Source organism: Streptomyces sp. NPDC054796, from assembly GCF_053611545.1.
The window spans coordinates 14,331-36,900 of the sequence record NZ_JBSHAO010000004.1 but is presented as its reverse complement, the minus strand read 5'-3'; the positions used below and the strand labels follow the sequence as shown (position 1 = coordinate 36,900).

19 protein-coding genes are annotated in these 22,570 nt (G+C 72.1%); 8 read left to right on the top strand and 11 right to left on the bottom strand.

The features are described from left to right. The first annotated feature begins 4 nt into the window (after nt 1-4). Complete coding sequence (locus tag ACWGJ2_RS04770) at nt 5-214, top strand: DUF3099 domain-containing protein (protein WP_453344672.1); 210 nt, start codon at nt 5-7, stop codon at nt 212-214. A 24-nt stretch (nt 215-238) separates the two neighbouring features. On the opposite strand, the gene ACWGJ2_RS04765 is transcribed toward ACWGJ2_RS04770, so the two are convergent. The 4 genes from ACWGJ2_RS04765 to argF all read right to left on the bottom strand — a co-directional run bounded on the left by ACWGJ2_RS04765 (nt 239) and on the right by argF (nt 6,852). Continuing rightward, complete coding sequence (locus ACWGJ2_RS04765; protein WP_453344671.1) at nt 239-2,650, bottom strand: bifunctional salicylyl-CoA 5-hydroxylase/oxidoreductase; 2,412 nt, start codon at nt 2,648-2,650, stop codon at nt 239-241. Nucleotides 2,651-2,670: 20 nt separating this feature from the next. After that, nucleotides 2,671-3,507: an enoyl-CoA hydratase family protein gene (locus tag ACWGJ2_RS04760; RefSeq protein WP_453344502.1), complete on the bottom strand. Its 837-nt coding sequence runs from the start codon at nt 3,505-3,507 to the stop codon at nt 2,671-2,673. A gap of 778 nt (nt 3,508-4,285) precedes the next feature. After that, nucleotides 4,286-5,698, bottom strand: coding sequence for an amino acid permease (locus tag ACWGJ2_RS04755; protein WP_453344501.1), 1,413 nt, complete (start codon nt 5,696-5,698; stop codon nt 4,286-4,288). A gap of 143 nt (nt 5,699-5,841) precedes the next feature. Beyond that, nucleotides 5,842-6,852 carry an ornithine carbamoyltransferase gene (gene argF, locus ACWGJ2_RS04750; RefSeq protein ID WP_453344500.1) on the bottom strand — a complete coding sequence of 337 codons (1,011 nt, stop codon included), beginning with the start codon at nt 6,850-6,852 and terminating at the stop codon, nt 5,842-5,844. A 399-nt stretch (nt 6,853-7,251) separates the two neighbouring features. Between argF and ACWGJ2_RS04745 the strand changes: the two genes are divergently transcribed. The 7 genes from ACWGJ2_RS04745 to ACWGJ2_RS04715 all read left to right on the top strand — a co-directional run bounded on the left by ACWGJ2_RS04745 (nt 7,252) and on the right by ACWGJ2_RS04715 (nt 15,702). Next, nucleotides 7,252-8,109: an endo alpha-1,4 polygalactosaminidase gene (locus ACWGJ2_RS04745; protein ID WP_453344499.1), complete on the top strand. Its 858-nt coding sequence runs from the start codon at nt 7,252-7,254 to the stop codon at nt 8,107-8,109. A 414-nt stretch (nt 8,110-8,523) separates the two neighbouring features. Beyond that, nucleotides 8,524-9,915 carry an ABC transporter substrate-binding protein gene (locus ACWGJ2_RS04740; RefSeq protein ID WP_453344498.1) on the top strand — a complete coding sequence of 464 codons (1,392 nt, stop codon included), beginning with the start codon at nt 8,524-8,526 and terminating at the stop codon, nt 9,913-9,915. A gap of 14 nt (nt 9,916-9,929) precedes the next feature. Next, entirely contained in the window at nt 9,930-11,051 is a 1,122-nt protein-coding gene (locus tag ACWGJ2_RS04735; protein WP_453344497.1) for a carbohydrate ABC transporter permease, read from the top strand. Further along, on the top strand, nt 11,048-11,908 hold the full coding sequence (locus ACWGJ2_RS04730; RefSeq protein ID WP_453344496.1) for a carbohydrate ABC transporter permease: 861 nt from the start codon (nt 11,048-11,050) through the stop codon (nt 11,906-11,908). Before ACWGJ2_RS04735 ends, ACWGJ2_RS04730 begins: the two co-directional genes overlap by 4 nt. A gap of 90 nt (nt 11,909-11,998) precedes the next feature. Next, on the top strand, nt 11,999-12,964 hold the full coding sequence (locus ACWGJ2_RS04725; RefSeq protein WP_453344495.1) for a carbohydrate kinase family protein: 966 nt from the start codon (nt 11,999-12,001) through the stop codon (nt 12,962-12,964). 119 nt (nt 12,965-13,083) lie between these two features. Then, nucleotides 13,084-14,385 (top strand): alpha-galactosidase, encoded by a 1,302-nt coding sequence (melA, locus tag ACWGJ2_RS04720; RefSeq protein WP_453344670.1) that lies wholly within the window; start codon nt 13,084-13,086, stop codon nt 14,383-14,385. A gap of 18 nt (nt 14,386-14,403) precedes the next feature. Continuing rightward, nucleotides 14,404-15,702 (top strand): Gfo/Idh/MocA family protein, encoded by a 1,299-nt coding sequence (locus ACWGJ2_RS04715; protein WP_453344494.1) that lies wholly within the window; start codon nt 14,404-14,406, stop codon nt 15,700-15,702. 77 nt (nt 15,703-15,779) lie between these two features. On the opposite strand, the gene ACWGJ2_RS04710 is transcribed toward ACWGJ2_RS04715, so the two are convergent. From ACWGJ2_RS04710 to ACWGJ2_RS04680, 7 genes are all read right to left on the bottom strand, one after another. Beyond that, entirely contained in the window at nt 15,780-17,012 is a 1,233-nt protein-coding gene (locus ACWGJ2_RS04710; RefSeq protein ID WP_453344493.1) for an arginine deiminase, read from the bottom strand. Between the two features lie 109 nt (nt 17,013-17,121). Continuing rightward, on the bottom strand, nt 17,122-18,024 hold the full coding sequence (mmuM, locus tag ACWGJ2_RS04705) for a homocysteine S-methyltransferase (protein WP_453344492.1): 903 nt from the start codon (nt 18,022-18,024) through the stop codon (nt 17,122-17,124). Further along, nucleotides 18,021-18,944 (bottom strand): LLM class F420-dependent oxidoreductase, encoded by a 924-nt coding sequence (locus ACWGJ2_RS04700; RefSeq protein WP_453344491.1) that lies wholly within the window; start codon nt 18,942-18,944, stop codon nt 18,021-18,023. Before ACWGJ2_RS04700 ends, mmuM begins: the two co-directional genes overlap by 4 nt. Nucleotides 18,945-19,125: 181 nt before the next feature. Beyond that, on the bottom strand, nt 19,126-19,584 hold the full coding sequence (locus ACWGJ2_RS04695) for a DUF6099 family protein (RefSeq protein ID WP_453344490.1): 459 nt from the start codon (nt 19,582-19,584) through the stop codon (nt 19,126-19,128). 106 nt (nt 19,585-19,690) lie between these two features. Beyond that, nucleotides 19,691-20,056, bottom strand: coding sequence for a nucleotide pyrophosphohydrolase (locus ACWGJ2_RS04690; protein WP_453344669.1), 366 nt, complete (start codon nt 20,054-20,056; stop codon nt 19,691-19,693). A 59-nt stretch (nt 20,057-20,115) separates the two neighbouring features. Next, on the bottom strand, nt 20,116-21,399 hold the full coding sequence (locus ACWGJ2_RS04685) for an AAA family ATPase (RefSeq protein ID WP_453344489.1): 1,284 nt from the start codon (nt 21,397-21,399) through the stop codon (nt 20,116-20,118). A gap of 194 nt (nt 21,400-21,593) precedes the next feature. Then, entirely contained in the window at nt 21,594-22,283 is a 690-nt protein-coding gene (locus tag ACWGJ2_RS04680) for a phosphatase PAP2 family protein (protein ID WP_453344488.1), read from the bottom strand. Nucleotides 22,284-22,570: the final 287 nt, after the last annotated feature.

Below are 22,570 nucleotides of genomic sequence, written 5' to 3'. Positions count from 1 at the left end.
CGCGATGATGACGCTCTGCCTGGTGCTGTTCGTCTCGGCCTGGGCCTTCGTGCGGCTGTGGTCCGTGCCCGTCGCGGTGGGCATGTGCGTGGTCGCCATGGTCATCCCGCCGTGTGCCGCGATCGTCGGCAACAGGCGCGAGCGGGAGGACCGCTGGTGGGACGAGGACGGGAACGGGGGCGAGGGCGGGAACGGGAACAGCCGGGGCCGCTGAGCGGCGCTCCGCTCCGCCCGCGCGTCAGAGGGTGAGCCTGGGCTTGGGCGCGTCCGTGCGCCCCGTCGGCGGCTTGCGGCTTCCCGCGCGGTACGGCAGCGGCCAGGGCGCGCCCGGCCCCTCGTACCCCTGGTCTGCGGCGGCGTGCAGGGTCCAGTGCGGGTCGTAGAGGTGCGGGCGGGCCAGGGCGCACAGGTCGGCGCGGCCCGCGAGGACGAGGGAGTTGACGTCGTCCCAGGAGGAGATGGCGCCGACCGCGATCACGGGGACACCGAGGGTGTTGCGTATGCGGTCGGCGTACGGGGTCTGGTAGGAGCGCCCGAAGTCGGGGCGTTCGTCGGGCACGACCTGGCCCGTGGACACGTCGAGCGCGTCGGCCCCGTGCTCCGCGAAGGCGGCGGCGATGGCGAGCGCGTCCTCGGCGCTGGTGCCGCCCTCGGCCCAGTCGGTCGCGGAGATCCGCACGGTCATGGGCCGCTCGGCGGGCCAGATCGCGCGTACGGCGTCGAAGACTTCGAGGGGGAAGCGCAGCCGTCCGGTGATATCGCCGCCGTAGGCGTCGGTGCGGTGGTTGGTCAGCGGGGAGAGGAAGCTGGAGAGCAGATAGCCGTGGGCGCAGTGGAGTTCGAGCAGGTCGAAGCCGCAGCGCACGGCGCGCTCGGCCGCTGCCGCGAAGTCCTCGCGTATCGCGTCCAGTTCGGCGCTGGTCAGCTCGTGCGGTATCTGGTTGACGCCCTCGCGGTACGGGAGGGGTGAGGGCGCCACCAGCGGCCAGTTGCCCTCCGGGAGCGGCTGGTCGATGCCGTCCCACATGAGCCGCGTCGAGCCCTTGCGGCCCGAGTGGCCGAGCTGCACGCCGATGGCGGCGCCCGGTGACGCCTCGTGCGCGAAGCGGGTGACGCGGCGCCAGGCCGCCTCCTGCGCGTCCGTCCACAGGCCCGTGCAGCCGGGGGTGATGCGGCCCTGCGCAGAGACGCACACCATCTCCGTCATGGTGAGGCCCGCGCCGCCGAGGGCGCGGGCGCCCAGGTGGACGAGGTGGAAGTCGCCGGGTGTGCCCTCGCCGTCGGCCGAGTACATGTCCATGGCCGAGACGACGATCCGGTTGCGCAGGGTCAGTCCGCGCAGCGGGAAGGGGGTGAACATCGGGGGTGTGCCGCCGGTGTCCTTTGTGTCGTCCCCGGTGGCTTCCCCTGTGTCGTCCCCGGTTCCGCACACCTCGCGTTCCACTGAGGCGACGAAGTCCGCGTCGCGCAGCCGCAGGTTGTCGTGGGTGACGCGGCGGCTGCGGGTCAGCAGATTGAAGGCGAACTGGCGTGGCGGCTGGCCCGTGTAGGTGGCCAGGTCCTCGAACCACTCCAAACTCGCGCGCGCGGCCCGCTGCGTGGACGCGACGACGGGGCGCCGCTCGGCCTCGTACGCGGCCAGCGCCGACGGCAGGTCGGGCTGCTCCTCCACACAGGCCGCCAGCGCGAGGGCATCCTCGACGGCCAGCTTGGTGCCCGAGCCGATCGAGAAGTGCGCGGTGTGCGCGGCATCGCCGAGGAGGACGGTGCGGCCGTGCGACCAGTGCTCGTTGACGACCGTACGGAACGCGATCCACTGCGAGTTGTTGCCGCGCAGCGCGCGCCCCTCCAGCGTCGCGGCGAACAGCTTGGCGCACGCCTCGGCGGAGGCCCGCTCGTCCATCGCGTCGAGCCCGGCCGCGCGCCAGACCTCCTCGCGGGTCTCGACGATGACGGTGGAGGCGCCGTCGGGGTGCTCGGGGGACGGGGCCGCGTAGGGGTACGCGTGCAGTTGGAACACGCCGTGCGGGGTCTCCGCGATCTCGAAACGGAACGCGTCCAGCGCGAAGTCGGCGGCGAGCCAGATGTAGCGGCAACGGTGTGTGGTCACCGTCGGACGGAACGCGTCGGCGTGGGCCTCGCGGGTGGCGCTGTGCACGCCGTCGGCGGCGACGACCAGGTCGCACGTCTCGGCCAGCGTCGCCGCCGACGGCGCCTGCGTACGGAAGCGGAGGCGCACCCCGAGATCCCGGCAGCGCGCGTGGAGCACCGCGAGCAGTCGCCGCCGCCCCAGCGCGGCGAAGCCGTGGCCGCCCGACGTCAGGACGCGGCCCCGGTACAGCACGTCGATGTCGTCCCAGCGCACGAACTCGTTCTGGAGCGCGGCGAAGACGGCGGGGTCGGCGTGCTCGATGCCGCCGAGGGTCTCGTCGGAGAGGACGACGCCGAAGCCGAAGGTGTCGTCGGGCGCGTTGCGTTCGAAGACGGTGACGTCGCGGGAGGGGTCGAGGCGCTTGAGGAGGGCCGCGGCGTAGAGGCCGCCGGGGCCGCCGCCGATGACGGCGATACGAGTTGTCGGCGTGGCGGCGGCGCGGGTCGTCGGCGCGGCGGCAGCACGAGGCGTCGTCGGCGTGGCGGCGGAGCGGGTCATCGGCGCGGCGGCGCTGGGGGCTACCTGCCCTGCCACTTGGGGTTCCGCTTCTCGGTGAAGGCAGCGTGGAACTCGGCGTAGTCCGCGCTGTGCATCAGCAGGGCCTGGGTGGCCGCGTCCATCTCGACCGCCGCCGCGAGCGGGAGGTCCAGCTCGGCCGTGAGCAGCGCCTTCGTCTGCGCGTACGCGAGTGCGGGGCCCTCGGCCAGGCGCCGGGCCAGCCGCTGGGCCGCCTCGTGCGCCTGGCCCTCCTCGGTGAGCTGGCTGATCAGGCCGATACGTTCCGCTTCGGGTGCGCGGACAGGGTCACCGAGCATGAGGATGCGGGTCGCGTGGCCGAGGCCGACCACGCGGGGCAGCAGATAGGCGGCGCCCATGTCGCCGCCGGACAGTCCGACACGGGTGAAGAGGAACGCGAAGCGTGCGGTCGGGTCGGCGACCCGGAAGTCGGCCGCGAGCGCGAGCACGGCGCCCGCCCCCGCGGCGGCGCCGTGGACGGCCGCGACCACGGGGAACGGGGCCTCGCGGATGGCCCGCACGACCTGGCCCGTCATGCGGTTGAAGTCCAGGATGCGGGCGGTGTCCATGCCGAGGGTGGCGCCGATGATCTCGTCCACGTCGCCGCCGGAACAGAAGCCGCGGCCTTCGCCCGCGAGTACGAGGGCGCGGGTCTTCTTCTCGCGGGCCAGCTCGGCGAGGAGGTCGCGGAGGTCGGCGTAGGCGCCGAACGTGAGCGCGTTCAGCTTGTCCGGTCTGGCGAGTGTGACGGTGACGACGCCTTCCGCGGTGTCGTCACGGGTGACGCGCAGGTGGTGCCACGTGCCGGTGTGTCCGGCTGACCCCGTGAACGGGCTCATGACCTCTGCCTCCTCGCGGGCACTGGCGTGGGGCGGTGCGGTTCGGTTCCGACGTCGCGAACGTATCACCGGTTCGTGACTGCCGTCACGGGTGCGCGATAGATGGCCGGCGCTGCGCTGTGTGGTTCGGCGTTTCGGGGTGCCCCCTTCGCCGGGGGTGTTGCGCGGGACGGTTGGCCTGTGAGGTGGGTGCCGTAGGGTCCCGCGCTGATTTTTGTGCCGCGTCACGGGGTGCGGCGTTCTTCGGGTGCGGGCCGGTGGCTACGGCGCGGCGTGTGGTTGCGGTGCGGTGCGGCTGGCGCCGCGTGATTCTTGGCTTGCGCCGGTGGCCATGTGGGTTGCTGTGTGGTGGGGGTCGGCGCCGCGCCGGGGTGTCTCCTCGGCGTGAAGGTCTCGTGTTCGTCTTTCGGCCGGTGACTTTCTCGACCTGCGGGGACACCCCACCACGTCCCCTCCCACTCGGTGGCCAACTATCCGCCGGTGGCCGGTCCGGGTGCCCCCATGTTGTGGGGCACCTCCGCCGTGGCGCCGGTGCGCCACTGTTGCGGACCGGTGCCGCGGCGGAGGGGCCCACCCTTGTTGTGGGCAAGCGTCCCGCTCGGCGAGGGGGCACCTCCCAGCGGTAGCTGGGGGAGGGTGGGCACAACCCGTGCCACCGGACCGACGCACGCGAACGAACCCCCAAGAGGCACCCCCGATAAACCGGGCACCCCGTGAGGCGGTCAGCCTCGAACCCCGTGGAGGGGTGCTACCCGGTGAAGGGGCCACCCTGCGTTTCCTAGCGCGCCCCGCGAAGGGGGAGGCGGGAGTGGTGGCGGGCGTAGAAGGTGTAGAGGAGCAGGCCCAGGACGAGGAACCCCGCGAACTGGACCCACGTCACCCAGGGCAACCCCCACATGAGGTAGACGCTGAAGGCGACCCCGAGCACAGGCGCCACCGGATACATGGGCACGCGGAACCGCCGCTCCAGCCCCGGCCTGCTGCGCCGCAGCGCGATCACACAGATGTTGACCACGGCCATGATCGCGAGCGTGCCGATCACCGTCATGTCGAGGACGACGTCGAGCGGCACCACGGCCGCCGGCACGGCGAAGACGACGGCGACGATCCAGGTGTTCGCCACAGGCGTCGCCGTCTTTGGCGAGACCCGCTCGAAGACCTTCGGCATCAGCCCGTCGCGGGACATGGACATCAGGATGCGGGTCTGCCCGTACATCACCGCGAGCACGACGGACGCGATGGCCACGACCGCGCCGACGGCGATGACGGTGCTGCCGAACGTGGAGCCCGTCGCGTGGTTGACGATCAGCGAGAGCGCCGCGGGCTTGCCGCCGACGTCCTGCCAGGGCATCGCGCCGAGCGCGGCGACGGAGACCAGGCAGTAGAGGAGGGTGACGACGCCGATGGTGACGAGGATGGCCAGCGGGATGTTGCGCCGCGGGTTCTTGACCTCCTCGCCCGCCGTGGAGATCGCGTCGAAGCCGATGAAGGAGAAGAAGGCGAGCGAGGCGCCCGCGCCGATCCCGCCGATGCCCTCGGGCGCGAAGGGGCTGAGGTTGCCCGCCTCGAAGGCGGTGAAGGCGATGGCGCAGAACAGCAGCAGGATGCCGATCTTGATCACGGCCATCGCGGCGGTCGCGCGGGCGCTCTCCCGTACGCCGCGCACCAGCAGCGTCGCGGCGAGCAGCAGCACGATGACGGCGGGGACGTTGACGACGCCGCCGTGCCCGGGTGCGTCGGCGAGCGCGGCGGGGATCTGCCAGCCGATGGTGTTGTGGAGCAGTTCGTTGAGGTACTGGCCCCAGCCGATGGCGACGGCGGAGACGGAGACGCCGTACTCCAGCAGCAGGCACCAGCCGACGAGGAAGGCGGCGCGTTCGCCGAGGGTGGCGTAGGTGTAGGAGTACGAGCTGCCGGAGACCGGGATCGCACCGCCCAGCTCGGCGAAGGAGAAGGCGGTGAAGATGCAGGTGATGGCCGCGAGCACGAAGGAGATGATGACGGCGGGCCCCGCCTCGGCGACCGTGTCGGACAGGCCGACGAAGATGCCGGTGCCCACGATCGCGCCGACGCCGAAGCAGACGAGCTGGAAGGGGCCGATGGTGCGCTTGAGGCCGTGGCCCTCGCGGTCGGCGCCGGACTCGGCGACGAGCAGATCGGGGGACTTGACGCGGAGTCCGGGACGGGGCATGGCGGGTCTTTCCGGTGGAGCAAAAGGAGAGGGGCCCGGACGCGGTGCCCTGACCCCTCGGAACGCTTCCATCGTAACCATGCGGAATGAATGGTTCCGCATAATCGTGTATGACTATGCGCACACCCCATCCCGGGCGCCGGTCAGTCGCCCGCGAGCGTCGCGACGAGAACGGCCTTGATCGTGTGCATCCGGTTCTCCGCCTCGTCGAAGACGACGGAGTGCTCGGCGGACTCGAAGACCTCGTCGGTGACCTCCAGGGAGTCGAGCCCGTGGCGCTCGTGTATCTCCCTGCCGACCGCGGTACCAAGGTCGTGGTAGGCGGGCAGGCAGTGCAGGAACTTGACGTGGTCGTTGCCGGTGGCGCGCAGTACGTCCATGGTCACGGCGTACGGGCGCAGCAGCGCGATGCGCTCGTCCCAGACCTCCTTGGGCTCCCCCATGGAGACCCACACGTCGGTGGCGACGAAGTCCGCGCCGCGCACCCCCTCGGCCACGTCCTCGGTGAGCGTGACGCGCGCGCCGGTGCGCTCGGCGAGCGCGCGGGCCTCGGCGACGACCGCGTCCTCGGGCCACAGACCGCGCGGCGCGACGACGCGCACGTCCATGCCGAGGAGTGCGCCGGTGACGAGGTAGGAGTTGCCCATGTTGGAGCGGGCGTCGCCGAGGTAGGCGAAGACCAGCTCTTCCAGTGGTTTGCCGGGCGCGTGCTCGGTCATGGTGAGCGCGTCGGCCAGCATCTGGGTGGGGTGCCACTCGTCGGTGAGGCCGTTGAAGACGGGGACCCCGGCGTACTCGGCCAGCTCCTCGACGATGGACTGGCCGCTGCCCCGGTACTCGATCCCGTCGAACATCCGGCCCAGCACCCGGGCGGTGTCCTTGACGGACTCCTTGTGCCCGATCTGCGAACCGGAGGGGTCGAGGTAGGTGGTGGCGGCGCCCTGGTCGGCGGCGGCGACCTCGAAGGCGCAGCGGGTGCGGGTCGAGGTCTTCTCGAAGACGAGGGCGATGTTGCGCCCGCGCAGTCGCTGCCGCTCGGTGCCCGCCTTCTTGGCGGCCTTCAGCTCCGCCGCGAGCGTGAGCAGATGACGGAACTCCTCCGGCGAGAAGTCCAGTTCCTTGAGGAAGTGGCGGCCCTTGAGGTTTGTCGCCATGAGGGGCTCCTAGGTGGCTATCGCCGCGCTCGGCCGGGAACGCCGCGTTCGACAGGTACGAAGGACGGAAGTCTATACGATTGACCGTATCTGTATACGGTAGGGCAGTCCTCCGGGCTCCCGCCCACCGACCCCGGAGACCCCTTCCCCGCGAAGGCCCGCCCCCTCCGACACACTGCGCGAAACTGTGCGGAACGGGTGCATCGCGCGCACTTTCCTACTCTTGACACGCCCGATCGTGCTCGTTTTACTACGGTCGACGCACGGGACGCGCTCCCTGCGTCAGAGGTACGCCTAGCCGGTACACGGTGGTGCACACCACCAGTCCGGACAAAGTCGCCAGGATCGCTGTCAGCGTCCGAGGCGGGGACGTACCCCCAGATCATCAGGAGTTCGATGATGAACACCCCCCGTGTTCTTCGTTCTCGTCGAGGTCTCGCCACCCTTGCCGCGGTCGTCGCAGCCGTGGCGGGCGGGGTGCTGATACCCACCGCGGCGGACGCCGTCAGACCCGCGGCGGACACCGCCCGGTCCGCTGCGCCCGCCTCGGTGACCCTGCCCCCCACGCACGCGGACTTCGACTACCAGATCGGCGGCGCCTACACCCCGCCCGACGGCGTCGAGGTGGTCAGCCGTGACCACAAGAGCACCCCGGCCGACGGCCTCTACAACATCTGCTACGTCAACGCCTTCCAGACGCAGCCCGGCGCGGAGAAGGAGTGGGACTCCGACCTGCTGCTGCACGACGACAACGGCGAGGTCGTGTACGACAGCGAGTGGGGCGAGGCCGTCCTCGACCTGACGACCAAGGACAAGCGCGAGCGCATCGCGAAGAAGGTCAACGGCTGGGTCGACGAGTGCGCCGAGAAGGGCTTCCAGGCCGTCGAGCCCGACAACTACGACACCTTCGACCGCTACGAGGACTACCTCACCCCGGACCAGGCCAAGTCCCTCCTGGGCCTCATCGCCGACCACGCCCACGAGCGGAACCTGGCGGTCGCGCAGAAGAACACCGTCGAACTCTCCGCCGACCGCGAGTCGGTGGGCCTGGACTTCGCCATCGCCGAGGAGTGCGGCAAGTGGACCGAATGCGACGGCTACGTCAAGGAGTTCGGTGACCACGTCATCGTCATCGAGTATTCGGCAGAGGGCCTGGCCACCGCCTGCGAGGGATGGGGCGACCAGCTGAGCATCGTGCGCCGGGACAAGGACGTCAGGCCCGCCGGGCACGCGGATTACCTGCGCGAGACCTGCTGACGGAGCACGGAGCGACACGGGCCCCGAAGGGCGCCGACGCGCCTTCGAAGGGTGCCGACGGCACGGTCCGGCCGTCCGATCGTTCGACCACGAGGGTTGCCCGCGGCTGGTACGCCGGTGCAGGCCAGGAGCCGGGCACGGAAGCGGTCCAGGACCGTGAACCGTGCACCGGGGCTCCGGCCGCCTCCCCCGCGGCGGCCCGCCGCTCCCCTCCTTCCGCCACCGGCAGGCTCCCCCTGCCGGTGGCCCGTGGGGCCGTCCCGTATCCCCTAGCGGGACGGCCCCACGATGCGTCCGGGACCCCCTCGCGGTCCTGCCGGTCTCGCGGTCCTCCCGGTTCTCGCGGCCTCCCCCGCGCCACCCCACATCGCCCCCACGCCACCCACTCCCCCGTTCCTCCCGTGGAGGTTCCAGATGGCATACCGTCAGCTCGGTCAGCTCCGTCAGCTCCGTCAGCCCGGTCAGCGCGGCGGGCACGGTCAGCACACGCGCGGGCGCCCCTCGCGACGCCGTGTCCTGCGGCAGGGCGCGACGGCGGCCGGCGCGGCCCTCGCCTCCGCCGCGCTCGCGGGCTGCGGCAGCGACGGCGGTGCGGCGGGCGGCGGGGAGAGCGGCGGGCGCGTCACCGTCGAGCTGTGGCACGGTCAGACGGACACGGCCCGCACGGCGATCGAGGCGCTCGTCGACCGGTTCAACAGGGAGCACCCGGACATCCGGGTCGTCCCCGGCGCCGGTGTGGTCGCGGACGCGATGCTCCAGAAGGTGACCGCGGCACTCGCCTCCGGCGCCTACCCGGACATCGCCTACATCTTCGGCTCGGACCTCGCGGGCGTCGCCCTCAGCCCCCAGGTCGCGAACCTGACCGACACCATGGCCGAGGGCCCCACCCCCTGGAAGAACTACTGGCCCGCGGCGCGCGCGGCCGTCACCGTCAAAGGGCAGGTGCGCGCCGCGCCCGCGCTGCTCGACTCCCTCGCCGTCGTGTGCAACAAGAAGCTCTTCCGCGAGGCCGGGGTGCCGCTGCCCGAACCCGGCTGGCGCTGGCGGGACTTCCAGGACGTCGCCAAGCGGCTGACCGACCGGGAGCGGGGCGTCTTCGGCACCGGCTGGCCCGGGGTCGGCGACGAGGACACGGTGTGGCGGCTGTGGCCGATGGTGTGGGACCTGGGCGGCGACGTCATCCACGAGGACGGCCGCAGCATCGGCTTCGCCGACACCGGGGTCCGCGCCCTGGAGACGGTGGCGGCGCTGGCCCGCGACAAGAGCGTCTACATCGACCCCAAGCCCGGCAGCGACCAGATGTACCAGGTCTTCCTCTCCGGGCGCATGGGCATGGCCGTCACGGGGCCCTGGCAGCTCCCTGACATCCAGCAGGCGAAGGTCGACTACCACGTGGTGCCGCTGCCGAGCTACAGCGGTCGCCCCCTCACCATCTCCGGGCCCGACACCTGGGCCGTCTTCGACAACGGCGGCGCACGGCTGAAGGCCGCGCAGACCTTCGTCAGATGGCTGACGCAGCCCGAACAGGACGTCCGCTGGGACATCGACGCGGGCAGCCTCCCCCTGAGCCGCCGCACCGAGGCACTGCCCGCCTGGCGGAAGAAGAGCGCCGGGACACCGGGCCTGCGGACGTTCACCGACACGCTGGAGACGGCGCGCGTACGGCCCGTCCACCCCGCCTACGCGCAGATCTCAGCGGCGCTGGGCGAAGCCATCGTCTCCGTACTTCTCGGCAAGAGCACACCGGCCGCGGCACTGCGCCGCTGCGCCGACCAGGCCAACGCCGCGTTGATCATCCCGCGTTGAGGAGTCATCAGCCCATGCCCTCTCTTCCCGCACCCCTCACGCTCTCCGACGACGCACGCGAACGCGGCCGTCAGCGGCGCGGCCGGCGACATGACCGCGCGGACGACCGGCCGGACGACGGACGGAAAGCACCGGGCCGCAAGCGCCGCCGCGGGCCCGACAGCTCCTGGACGGCGTACCTGTTCGTCTCCCCCGCCGTCCTGATCATCCTCGGGCTGAGCGTCGTCCCCGTCCTCTGGTCCCTGCTGCTCTCCTTCCAGGCGGACGACCTGATCACCCCGAGCCGCTGGGTCGGGCTCGACAACTACCGCGCGCTGAGCCAGGACCCGCACTTCAGCCAGGCGATACGCAACACGGTGCTCTACACCGTCCTCTACGTGCCCCTCAGCATGGGACTCGGCCTCGCACTCGCACTCCTGCTGAACCGGCGCATCCGGCTGGTCGGCCTGTACCGCGTCCTGATCTTCGTGCCGTTCATCGTCTCGGCCACGGCCCAGGGCGTGCTCTTCTCCTTCATCCTCGACCCGGAGTTCGGCGCCGCCAACGCGGTGCTGCACTCCCTGGGCGTCTCACCACAGGGCTTCCTCACCGACCCCGGACAGGCGCTGCTCGTCCTCGTCGCCATCTCCCTGTGGAGCGGCACCGGGTTCTGCGTCGTGATCTACCTCGCCGCGCTCCAGGACGTACCGCAGTCCCTCACCGAAGCGGCCCGGCTGGACGGCGCGAACAGACGGCAGTTGCTGCGCCACGTCGTCCTGCCCACGCTGCTGCCGGTCAGCGTGTTCCTGCTGCTGTGGCAGACGATCAACGCGCTCCAGGTCTTCGACCTGGTGTACGTGACGACCAAGGGCGGGCCGCTCGGCTCCACCACCGTGATCGTCTACTTCATCTGGGAGCAGGCGTTCAAGAACTTCACCGCGGGCTACGGCGCGGCAGCCGCCTATGTACTGGCCCTGGCGCTGTTCGCGATCGCCGGGTGCCTGCGGCTGGTACGGCGCCGACGCAACGGCAACGGTGACGGCGCCGAGAGCGGCGCCGTCAGTGGCAGCGACGCCGGAACCAGTACCCGTACCAGCACCGGCACCGGCACCGGCACCGGCACCGGCACCAGCACCATTCAGGGGGCAGCACGATGACCGCGACCTCCACACCGCGCGGCGGCAACGGCCGTCTCCGCGTACGCCTGCCGTTCAGCCCCTGGCACCTGGTGCTGGCCCCGCTGGCCCTGCTCTTCGCCCTCCCCCTGCTGTGGCTGCTGCTCAGCTCCGTGATGAGCAACGCCGAGATCAACAGGTTCCCGCCGGCCCTGTGGCCCTCGGGCATCCACCTCGACGGCTACCGGTACGTACTGGGCAACGCCCTCTTCCCCCAGTGGTTCGCCAACTCGCTGATCGTCTCCGCCGTCACCGTCACCTCCAACCTGCTGTTCGGGGCGCTCGGCGGCTACGCGTTCGCCAGGATGCGGTTCGCGGGCTCCCGGCTCCTGCTGGTGCTGATGCTGGGCACGATGGCGATCCCCTTCCAGCTCACGATGATCCCGACGTTCCTCGTCATGAAGCGGCTCGGGCTCATCGACTCGCTGGGGGCGCTGATCGTCCCGTCGCTGGTGACACCGTTCGCCGTGTTCCTGCTGCGGCAGTTCTTCCTCTCCCTGCCCAGGGAGCTGGAGGAGGCCGCCTGGCTCGACGGCTGCTCACGGCTGCGGGTGCTGTTCCTCATCGTGCTGCCGCTGTCCAGGCCCGCGCTGAGCACCGTCGCCGTCCTGACGTTCCTCACCACCTGGAACGACCTGACCTGGCCGCTCATCGCCATCCACCACGACAGCCACTACACGCTCCAGCTCGGGCTGACGACGTTCCAGGGCGTGCACCACACCCAGTGGGCGGCCGTCATGGCGGGCAACGTGATCACCGTGCTGCCGGTGCTGCTCGCCTTCCTGGCCGCGCAGAAGTCGTTCATCCGGTCCATCACCTCCAGCGGGCTCAAGGGCTAGCGCCGCGCGCACCCCCGCCCCTTCCCGTAGACCGCACGCCCCGCCCCGTTCCCGACCCCCGGCCACACCACCGCACGGCAAGGACAGCTCATGCCGCACACCTTCGACCTGCTCGTCATCGGCGACGCCAACCCGGACGTCGTCCTCGGCCCGCTGCACGAGCCCCTCGCCTTCGGACAGCGCGAACAGCTCGTCTCCACCGGCATGCTCACGCTCGGCGGCTCCGCCGCGATCACCGCGTGCGGCGCGGCCAGACTCGGCCTCAGCGTCGCCTTCGCGGGGCGGATCGGCGACGACGACGCCGGGCGCTTCGTCCGCGCCAGGCTCGACGCGCGGGGCGTCGACACCGAGGCGCTGCGCGTCGACCCCGCGCTGCCCACCCCGCTCACCGCCGTGATCACCCGGGACGACGACCGCGCCATCCTCACCGCCTCCGGAACCCTCGGCGCCACCCGTCCCGACGACATACCGGCAGACCTGCTGGCGCGCAGCAGGCACGTGCACGCCGCCTCCTACTTCCTGATGCCGGAGCTGGCCGCCGGACTGCCGGGGCTGCTGGAGACGGCGCGCGCACACGGAGCCACCACCTCCCTGGACACCAACGACGACCCCGACGGCCAGTGGGACCCGGCAGGGCTGGCGACGGTGCTCCCGCTCGTCGACTTCCTGCTGCCCAACGCGCAGGAGGCGCTGGCCCTGGCGGGGCCCCTGGCAGGACCTTCCGCCGTGTCCCTGGAGTCGGCCGCGGCACGGCTCGCCGCTTACGGCCCCCGCGTGATCGTCAAGAACGGCGGCAAGGGCGCCCTCGCCTACGACGGGCGCACCCCGCTGCGCACCCGGGGCACGCCCGTGCGGCCGTTGGACACCGTCGGCGCGGGCGACAGCTTCAACGCGGGCTACCTCGCCGCCGTCCTCGCCGGGCTGCCGCCCGAGCAGGCGCTCGAACTCGCCGCCGCCTGCGGCGCCCTGTCCACCCGGGCCCACGGCGGCACCACGGCACAGCCGACCTGGGACGAGGCCCTCGCCGCCGCGACCCGCAACCGAGAGAACCAGTAGAACCAGTGACGAAGCCAGTGAGGACGACCACGGTGACGACCACCACCACCCCGACCACAGCCACGGCCACCACCCCGGCCACAGCCGCTGCCCCGAAGAGCGGAACCGCCGCCAAGAAGATCGCGTTCATCGGCGCGGGAAGCGTCGTGTTCACCCAGGGCCTGCTCGCCGACCTCTTCGAGTTCCCCGAACTCAAGGACGTCCACATCGCCCTGCACGACATCGACGCCGACCGCCTGGCCACCGCACACGCCGCGGCCGACCTCATCGCCGAGACCCGCGCCGCCGCACCCCGCATCACCGCGCACCCCGACCGTCGCGAGGCGCTCGACGGCGCCGACTTCGTCATCAACATCATCCAGGTCGGCATGCGCGAGGCCACCCGTACCGACTTCGACGTGCCCGCCCGCTACGGCCTGCGCCAGACCATCGGCGACACCCTCGGCATCGGCGGCATCTTCCGGGCCCTGCGCACCTTCCCCGTGCTGAAGGCCCTTGGCGAGGACATCGCCGAGCTGTGCCCCGACGCCTGGCTGCTCAACTACACCAACCCCATGGCGATGAACGTCCAGTACCTCACCCGCGCCACGGGCCTCACCCGCGTCGTCGGCCTGTGCCACTCGGTGTACTGGACCATGCGGGACCTGTGCGAGCTGCTGAAGGTCCCGTACGAGGAGGTCAGCTACCGCGCCGCCGGGGTCAACCACCAGGCGTGGGTGCTGCGCTTTGAACAGAACGGCACCGACCTGTACCCGCGGCTCGACGCGCTCGTCGCCGAGGACCCGCAACTGCGGCGCCGGGTACGCGTCGACATGTACCGGCGCCTCGGCTACTACCCGACCGAGACCAGCGAGCACTCCTCCGAGTACGTCCCCTGGTACCTGCACCACGACAGCGAGATCGAACGGCTGCGGCTGCCCGTCGGCGCCTACCTGGACATCGTGGACGAGAACGTCGCCGCGTACGAGAAGACCCGCGAGGCGCTCGAAGCCGGGGACCCCCTCCCGGTCGAGGGCACCATGGAGTACGCGCCCCAGATCATCCACAGCATCACCACAGGCACACCCCGCACCGTCTACGGCAACGTGCCCAACCACGGGCACGGCCTGATCGACAACCTGCCCGCGCACGGGGTCGTCGAGGTCCCCTGCCTCGTCGACGACCTCGGCGTACAGCCCACCCGCGTCGGCCCCCTGCCGCCGCAGTGCGCGGCGCTCAACAGCACCTACCTGCACATGAACGAGCTGGTCGTACGGGCCGCGCTGGAGGACGAGCCGCGCCACATCCGGCACGCCGCCATGGCCGACCCGGCCACCGCGGCGACGCTGCCCGTCGAACGCATCTGGGACCTGTGCGACGACATGGTGCGCGCACACGGGGACGCCCTCCAGCCCGCGCTGCGTGCGACGCTCGGCCACTGACCGGAAGGGCGCGCGCTCATGAGTGAACCGCGGAGTTCGCCGCAGGATGAACTGCGGATCGGGGTCGTCGGGGTCGGCCAGCGCGCGCCGCTGGCGGCCCACGCCCACCGTCCGGGCGTCGCGCGGGTCGTCTCCTGCGCGGATCCCTCCCCACGGGGCCGCGCCGACGCGCTCGGCCTGTTCGGACCCGGCACCGCCGTGCACGAGAACTACGAGGACATGCTCGCCGACGGCCTCGACGCCGTCTTCGTCCTCACCCCGGACGACCGGCATCTGCGGACCGCGCTGTTCTTCCTCGCCGCGCGGGTCGCGGTGTTCGTCGAGAAGCCGCTCGCCATCACCATGGCCGACTGCGACCACCTGCTGCGGGCCGCGCGGGACTCCGGCACACGGCTGTACGTCGGCCACAACCTGCGGCACCTGCCCGTACTGCGCCGGATGCGGCGGCTGATCGACGACGGGCTGATCGGGCGGGTCCGCTCGGTGTGGTGCCGCCACTTCGTGGGCCACGGCGGGGACTACTACTTCAAGGACTGGCACGCCGAACGCGCCAGGACCACGGGGCTGCTGCTCCAGAAGGGCGCACACGATCTCGACGTCATCCACTGGCTGGCCGGGGGCCACACGCGCGGGGTCACCGCCATGGGCGACCTCGCGGTGTACGGGGCCAACCCGCGCCGCGTGCCGGACGGTGGTGACGGGAACGGTGGCGATGACGGGGGCGGACCGGGTGACGGGGACGACGGGAGCGGGCCGGGCTCGGCGCGGATGCCGGACTGGTTCGACCCGGACGTGTGGCCGCCCGCCGCGCTCACCGGGCTGAACCCGGTCGTCGACGTCGAGGACATCAGCCTGCTCCTCGCCCGCCTCGACAACGGCGTACTGGCCAGCTACCAGCAGTGCCACTTCACCCCCGACTACTGGCGCAACTACACCGTCATCGGTGACGAGGGACGGCTGGAGAACTTCGGCGACGGACTCGAGGGCGCCCCGGCCACGCTCAAGGTGTGGAACCGCCGCCGCTCCGGCTACCGCCCCGAGGCCGACCACACCGAGGAGATCGCCGCACCGGACGCGCTGCACGGGCACGGCGGCGCGGACAGGGCGCTCGTCGAGGAGTTCCTGCGCTTCGTCGCCGAGGGCGGCCCCACCGACACCTCGCCGCTCGCGGCCCGTGAGGCCGTCGCCGCCGGAGCCGCCGCGACGGCGTCACTGCGCGCGGGCGGCGTCCCCACCGACGTACCGGCCCCGGACCCCGCCCTCGCCCACTACTTCACGCACCACCAGCCGGGAGCCGGGCACCGGAAACCGGGGTGAGGGGACGAGGGGCTGCGGCGCGAGGGGGTGAGGGGGTGAGGGGGTGAGGGGGTGAGGGGGCCGGGGGGAAGCGGAGCCTAGACCGCGTCCCGCTCCACCGGACAGCTCATGCAGCGCGGCCCGCCCCTGCCCCGGCCCAGTTCGCTGCCCGGGATCTCCAGGACCTCGATGCCCTGCTTGCGCAGATGGGTGTTGGTGGTGACGTTCCGCTCGTAGGCCAGCACCACGCCGGGCTCGACGGCCAGCACGTTGCAGCCGTCGTCCCACTGCTCGCGCTCCGCCGAGTGCACGTCCTGACTGGGCGTCAGCACCCGGACGCCGTCGAGCCCGAGGGCCGCGGCGATGGCGCGGTGCATGTGCTCGGGCGGATGGTCGGTGACCTTCAGCTCGCTGTCGCCCACGCCCGGCTCGATGGTGTACGAGCGGAGCATGCCCAGCCCCTCGTACTGCGTGAAGGTGTCCCCGTCGACCATCGTCATCACCGTGTCCAGATGCATGAAGGCACGGCGCTTCGGCATGTCCAGGGCCACGATGCTGCGGGCCGAGCCCGCCGCGAAGAGGCCACGGGCCAGCATCTCGACGGCCTGCGGCGTCGTCCGCTCGCTCATCCCGATCAGCACGGCGCCGTCACCGATGACCAGCACGTCCCCGCCCTCGATGGTGGACGGGTAGGCCGACTGCCCCTCCGACCAGACATGGAAGCCGCCCGCCTCCGCGCCCGTGAAGAGGGGATGGTGCCGGTAGATCGCCTCGAAGTGCACCGTCTCGCGGCGGCGCGCGGGCCAGCGCATGGCGTTGATGGACACACCGTCGTAGACCCAGGCCGACGTGTCGCGGGTGAAGAGGTGGTTGGGGAGCGGCGCGAGGAGGAAATCGTCCAGCTCCATCACATGGAAGCGGACCGAGACGGGCTCGGGGTGCCGCTCCAGGTACTCGCGCTTGGTCATACCGCCCACCAGCACGTCCGCCAGCTCGAACGACGGCAGCTCCTCGAAGGCCGCGCGCAGCAGGTCCGTGGCGAGGGGCCCGTACTCCTTCTCGTCGAAGACCCGGTCCAGCACCAGCGCACGGGCCGCGGGAATCGCCAGGGTCTCGCCGAGCAGCTCGCCGAAGAGGTGGACGGCGATGCCGCGGTCGCGCAGCGCGTCCGCGAGCGCGTCATGCTCCTGACGTGCGCGACGTACCCACAGGACGTCGTCGAAGAGGAGGTCGTCCTTGTTGGTGGGGGTGAGCCGCTTCAGCTCCAGATCGGGCCGGTGCAGGATGACGCGGCGCAGCCGCCCGGTCTCGGAGTTCACATGGAAACCCATCCCCCCATCCTCTCCGAGCACCGCGCGACACGCGGGCGGAACGATGAACGCGTCGGTCGGGGCGCGCACTGGGGGGAGGGGCCCCTCCCCCCTCCCCCCACCCCGCCCCTCACCCCACCGCCAGCCCCTTCGCCAGTGCCGCGATCCGGGCCGGGCCGACCCGGCAGCAGCCGCCGACGAGCCGGGCGCCGCGCGCGGTCCAGCCCGCGACCCGCGCCGGGTCGAACGTCCCGGCGCCCCGCCAGGCGCGGGCCCGCGCGTCCCAGCCCTCGCCGCTGTTGGGGTAGACGACGGCGGGCTTGCCCGTGCCGTCCACCGCGGCCCGCACGGCGGCGTCCACCTCGGCGGCGTCGCAGCAGTTCACCCCGACGGCGACCACCTGGTCGTTGCCCGCCGCCAGCGCGAACGCCTCCTCCAGCGGCTGCCCCGCCCGCGTACGTCCCCCCTCGACGGTGTAGCTCAGCCACACCGGGACGCCGCAGCCCTCCACCGCCCGCAGCAGCGCCTCCGCCTCGGTCACGTCCGGCACCGTCTCCAGCGCCAGCACATCGGGCTCCGCCTCCACCAGTGCCGCCACCCTCGGCCGGTGGAACCGCTCCAGCTCCTGCACGCTCAGCCCGTAACGCCCTCGGTACTCGCTGCCGTCGGCGAGTACCGCGCCGTACGGGCCGACCGAGGCCGCCACCCACACCGGCTCGTCCCCCGAGGCGGAACGCGCCAGCTCCACGCTGCGCCGGAACAGCCCTTCCGCCTCCCGGCGGCCGACGCCGCGCCGCGCGAAGCCCTCGAACGACGCCTGATAGCTGCTGGTGATGAGCGCACGCGCCCCCGCCCGTACGTACGCCGCGTGGGCCTCCTCGATCTGTCCCGGGTCGTCGGCCAGCAGCCGGGCCGACCACAGCTCGTCCGAGAGATCGCAGCCCTGTGCCTCCAACTGGTTGGAGAGCCCGCCGTCCAGGGCCACCGGTCCCTGGGCGAGCGCCGTACGGAGCGGGAGCGCGGGACGTGTCACGACAGTTGCGTCCCCACCTCGCGGGCGATCAGCTCAAGGTGGTCGAGATCGCCCAGGTCCAGGATCTGGAAGTAGATCCGGGAGGTCCCGGCCTCGGCGAACCGGCCGATCTTGTCGACGACCTCGGCGGGCGAGCCCGCGAGACCGTTCTCCTTCAGTTCCTCCACCTCCCTTCCGATGGCTGCGGCGCGGCGGGCGACCTCGGCGTCGTCCTTGCCGACGCAGGCGACCAGCGCGTTCGAATACACCAGCTCGTCCGCCGACCGTCCGTGCTCCTCGGCGGCGGCACGCACGCGGGCGAACTGTGCACGTGTGTCATCGAGGGAGGCGAACGGGATGTTGAACTCGTCGGCGAAGCGGGCGGCCAGCCGTGGTGTGCGTACCTTGCCGAGGCCGCCGATCAGCACGGGGACCTTCGGCTGCGCGGGCTTGGGCAGCGCGGGTGAGTCCTTGAGCTGATAGTGCGTCCCCTCGAACTGGAACTTCTCACCGACCGGGGTGCCCCACAGCCCGGTGATGATCTCCAGTTGTTCCTCCAGCCGCCCGAACTTCTCCTTGGGGAACGGGATGCCGTAGGCCGAGTGCTCCTCGCCGTACCACCCCGAGCCGAGGCCCAGCTCGACCCGGCCGCCCGACATGGCGTCCACCTGCGCGACCTGGATGGCGAGCGGACCGGGGAGACGGAAGGTCGCCGCGGTCATCAGCGTGCCCAGGCGGATACGGCTGGTCTCACGGGCGAGCCCGGCGAGGGTGATCCAGGCGTCGGTCGGGCCCGGGAGACCGTCGGAGTCGCCCATGACGAGGTAGTGGTCGGAACGGTAGAAGGCGTCGAAGCCGAGGTCCTCGGTGGCCTTGGCGACGGAGAGCAGGGTGTCGTAGCTGGCCCCTTGCTGGGGCTCGGTGAAAATGCGCAGGTCCATGATTCCATCTTGCACGGTGGCGGTCCCCGCTTCGCCGTCGGCAGGGTCCGCGACCAGGCGTTCGGCCCTGGCGCACCCGGTCTCAGCGACGAGCGCGGCGTACGGGGTGGCCGCGGCGGGCCCGCGGCGCGAGGGGGCGGGCCCGCAACGCGAGGGGACAGCTGCGCGGGGCGAGGCGTGTTCATGCGACGCCTCCCCTCTCCCGGAGGGCGAGTCTGCGGAGTATGCCGATGACGCGATCGCCCGACTCGTCCGCCGCGTCGATGGCTTCGACGCACTGCCAGTACAACCCCTCCTCGTCCGCCGAGACCGCGACGGAGACGAGGGCCGCACCCGTCTCCCCCAGCAGTCCGGCGAGATCGAGGAGAGTGCAGCGGGCGTCCCCGATCATGGTGAGCCGGGTGGCACGCACGCCGTCGGCGCGCAGCGCGGGGTGATGGAGCGAACCGCAGGCACGGCTGCCCGCTTCGCTGAGGCCGAGGGCCTCGGAACGGACCGTTGGTGGCCCGTTTATCGCGAGGTGGCTGCCGACCGCCTCCGCGAGCGCTTGCGCCTGCCACGCCTCGGCCACGATGTCCGGCACGGCCTTGCTCTCGGCTAGCGCATACCGGGTGGCTTCGATGAGACGTTCCGCATCCATCTGCCTTCCCCCTCCACTGGTCGCTACCCAGCGTGACCGCCAATGGGCTCTTCCGCCAGGGGGTTTGGGAAATCTGTGGATAATAAGCCCTTCGCGGGCTTCTCCGTCACTCCATAGAGTGACCGTTTCCGGGGGTCGGGAAACGCTTTTCGTTCCTCTCGATCTTCGCGGAGAGCGCGGAGAGCGGGTCGACGCCCAGCACTTCGCAGAACTGGAGGAGGTAGGCGAGCACGTCAGCCACCTCGTCCTCGACGCGCGCTGCGGAGTCGGGCTTCTCCATCACGCGTACGGATTCGTCGGGCGTCAGCCACTGGAAGATCTCCACCAGCTCGCCCGCTTCCACGCTCAGCGCGGCCGCCAGGTTCTTGGGCGTGTGGTACTGCCTCCAGTCGCGCGCGGCGGCGAACTCGGCCAGCCGGTCCTGGAGTTGGCGCACCGAGGGGCGGCCTTCGGCGCCGTCGGCAGCGGGGATCCCAGAAGCAGGGGTGCCGGATGCGGGGATCTCAGATGTGGGGGTGTCAGGGGTATCGCTCACTCCCCCAGGTCTACCAGTGACACCCCCGCCACCTCCTCCTTGCCCTCGCCCTGGCCCCCGCCCGCCTCCGCGCCCACACCCGCACCCGCTTCGTCACCCACGCCCCGCACCTCATCCGCGTCCCGCACCGTGCCCAGCAGCCTGACGTGTCCGCGCCTGCCCATGCGCGCGGCCAGCGACCGCAGTTCGGCCGACTGCCGCCGGTCCATGGCCCGGTCCATGCCGTCCGCGAGGACGGTCAGCGCCTGCCGCGCGGGCAGCACCTCGTCGGCCGGGTCCATGGAGAGCACGCCGGGGCCCGTGAGCAGCACGAGGGCCAGGGCCGTGTAGCGCAGCTCGCCGTCCCCGAGCCATTCCAGGGGCGTGCCGGGCGTGCCGGGGCCGCGCTCGACCAGGGCCCGTACGAGCCGGGGGTCGTGCGGATCGCCGCAGCGCTGCCCCCGTCCCATGCCGCCCCTGGCGCCGGTGACCCCCGTGACGGTGATCAGGTCGGCTGTCAGCCCCGTGACGGGGCCCGCGCAGCCCGCACGTACGGCGTCGACGAGGGCCGCGTGCCGGGTGCCGCACTCCGTACGCGTACGGCGCAGCACCGCCGCCATGTTGTCGCAGCCGCCGCGCAGCATGCCGTCGGCGTAGGCGACCGGATCGCGCATGGTCTCGGGGCGCGGGTCGCAGGCGAAGGCGGAGCGCAGCGCGACGACGACCTGTTCGGCGGCGGCGAGCACGTGCCGCTGCCCCTCGGTGGTGCCCGCGACGCGCAGGGGCAGCAGTGCCGTGCCGAGCCGGTCGTCGGGGAGCGGGGCGCGTGTGACGCGGGTGGCGCCCGCTGTGTGCCACTCGGCCTGGACGGTGCGGCGGGCGGGATCGCGCAGCGCGGTGGACAGCAGCGCCCGGCCGCCGACGCCCGTCAGCCGCTCGCCCGCGATGCGCAGTTCGGGTTCGGCCTGGACGGCGATGTCGAAGTGGACCGTGCCCGCCGGGCCGTCGACGGTGCAGCCGAGCCGGAAGCCGCGTCTGCCCTGGCCGTCGGGGCGTGCGCGCTGCGGTACGTAGGCGGAAGGGCCGCCGCTCACGGTGCCGAAGACCTCGCCGAGCGCTTCGCCGCCGCCGAGGCGCGCGAGTGCTTCGTACGCCTCCAGGACGGTGGACTTGCCGCTTCCGCTGGGTCCCGTCAGCAGCGTGACGGGGGTGAGGGGGACGACGAGGCCACGGAGGGAACGGTAGGAGGAGAGCCGGAGTTCGGTGACCACGGCTGCCCTGGCCGTCATGGGGTCGTCCATGCCGGGGACCGTACGCACAGGCCGCGCAGGCGAACCGTTCCAGCGTGCGTCCGGCCCCACGATCGTGTGATCAATGGACCGGCACGCGCCGCCCGCGCCCGGACGGGGCCCGCCTCACCGGCCCCCGGTCCGGTTCCGGTCCCGGCCCCCTCCAGCGCTGAGGCCCGCGCCGGGGCGCGCTCAGGGGCCCGTGCTCAGGGCACGGGCGGAAGGGTGCTGCGGCTCCAGTCGGCACCGCGTCGCCAGGGGCGCTGCCGCCCCCGGTGCCGCCGTACCGTGTCCGGGACGATCAGCAGCAGGGCCACGACGGCCCCGAGTGCGAAGCCGCCCAGCACATCGGTGGCCCAGTGCACGCCCAGATACACGCGGCTGACGCCCACCAGCAGCGCCAGGCCCAGCGCCCCCGCCCATACGGCGAGGGCGGCGGCACGCGAGCGGGCGCGCAGATGGCCCGCGAAGACGTAGGCCAGCACCAGCAGCACGGCCACGGCGATCGTGGTGTGCCGGGAGGGGAAGCAGAAGCCGCTCTCCGGGACGGCCCAGAAGGAGGCGGGCGGGCGGGTCCGGTCCGTGAGTTCCTTGACGAGTGTGGCAGCCGCCACCGACAGCGCACCCGCTCCGCCCACCAGCAGCACCGGACGCCACGAGCGGGCGCGCAGCCCGAGCAGCGCGGTGGCCAGCACGGAGACGATGATCAGCGGGACCTTCGAGTTGTCGGTGGCGAACGTCATCAGCCCGTCGAGGGCCTGGTGACGGGACGCGACGGCCCCGGTCAGCACGGGCCGGTCGACGAAGTCGGTACGGCGCCCGAGGACGAGGGCCATGTCCAGGAGGAACACGGCGGCGCAGAGCGGCAGGAGGCTCACCGTGGCGGCCACGGTCACGGGGCGGGCCCGGCCGTCCTTCGGCGCCGGACTGAGGGGCCGGACCGGCCGGAGTGACCGGATGGGCCTGAGCGGGGGACGGGGCATCGTGCGTCTCCGGATCGCGGGCGGAGGTTGGCTGACAGTGGGGATTCGGGACCCCGGGGGGGGTCGGGGCCAGGGGGTCGGGAGTCGGGGGGCGAAGGGGAGCAGTCGGACGGAACGGACAAGAACGGTCCCCCACCCTGCCCCTCACCGCGCCGCCTGTGGCACCGCCACACCGGCCACGGGCCGAAGACGCCCGTGTT

Bases quoted from the DNA above. Each gene is read 5' to 3' on its own strand.
- ACWGJ2_RS04735 (WP_453344497.1), top strand. From the start codon at position 9,930: ATGCCCTCTCTTCCCGCACCCCTCACGCTCTCCGACGACGCACGCGAA.
- ACWGJ2_RS04695 (WP_453344490.1), bottom strand. From the start codon at position 19,584: ATGGATGCGGAACGTCTCATCGAAGCCACCCGGTATGCGCTAGCCGAG.
- ACWGJ2_RS04725 (WP_453344495.1), top strand. From the start codon at position 11,999: ATGCCGCACACCTTCGACCTGCTCGTCATCGGCGACGCCAACCCGGAC.
- ACWGJ2_RS04770 (WP_453344672.1), top strand. From the start codon at position 5: ATGATGACGCTCTGCCTGGTGCTGTTCGTCTCGGCCTGGGCCTTCGTG.
- ACWGJ2_RS04740 (WP_453344498.1), top strand. From the start codon at position 8,524: ATGGCATACCGTCAGCTCGGTCAGCTCCGTCAGCTCCGTCAGCCCGGT.
- argF (WP_453344500.1), bottom strand. From the start codon at position 6,852: ATGGCGACAAACCTCAAGGGCCGCCACTTCCTCAAGGAACTGGACTTC.
- ACWGJ2_RS04765 (WP_453344671.1), bottom strand. From the start codon at position 2,650: ATGACCCGCTCCGCCGCCACGCCGACGACGCCTCGTGCTGCCGCCGCG.
- ACWGJ2_RS04710 (WP_453344493.1), bottom strand. From the start codon at position 17,012: ATGGGTTTCCATGTGAACTCCGAGACCGGGCGGCTGCGCCGCGTCATC.
- ACWGJ2_RS04745 (WP_453344499.1), top strand. From the start codon at position 7,252: ATGAACACCCCCCGTGTTCTTCGTTCTCGTCGAGGTCTCGCCACCCTT.
- ACWGJ2_RS04760 (WP_453344502.1), bottom strand. From the start codon at position 3,507: ATGAGCCCGTTCACGGGGTCAGCCGGACACACCGGCACGTGGCACCAC.
- ACWGJ2_RS04700 (WP_453344491.1), bottom strand. From the start codon at position 18,944: ATGGACCTGCGCATTTTCACCGAGCCCCAGCAAGGGGCCAGCTACGAC.
- ACWGJ2_RS04755 (WP_453344501.1), bottom strand. From the start codon at position 5,698: ATGCCCCGTCCCGGACTCCGCGTCAAGTCCCCCGATCTGCTCGTCGCC.
- ACWGJ2_RS04715 (WP_453344494.1), top strand. From the start codon at position 14,404: ATGAGTGAACCGCGGAGTTCGCCGCAGGATGAACTGCGGATCGGGGTC.
- ACWGJ2_RS04685 (WP_453344489.1), bottom strand. From the start codon at position 21,399: ATGGACGACCCCATGACGGCCAGGGCAGCCGTGGTCACCGAACTCCGG.
- ACWGJ2_RS04730 (WP_453344496.1), top strand. From the start codon at position 11,048: ATGACCGCGACCTCCACACCGCGCGGCGGCAACGGCCGTCTCCGCGTA.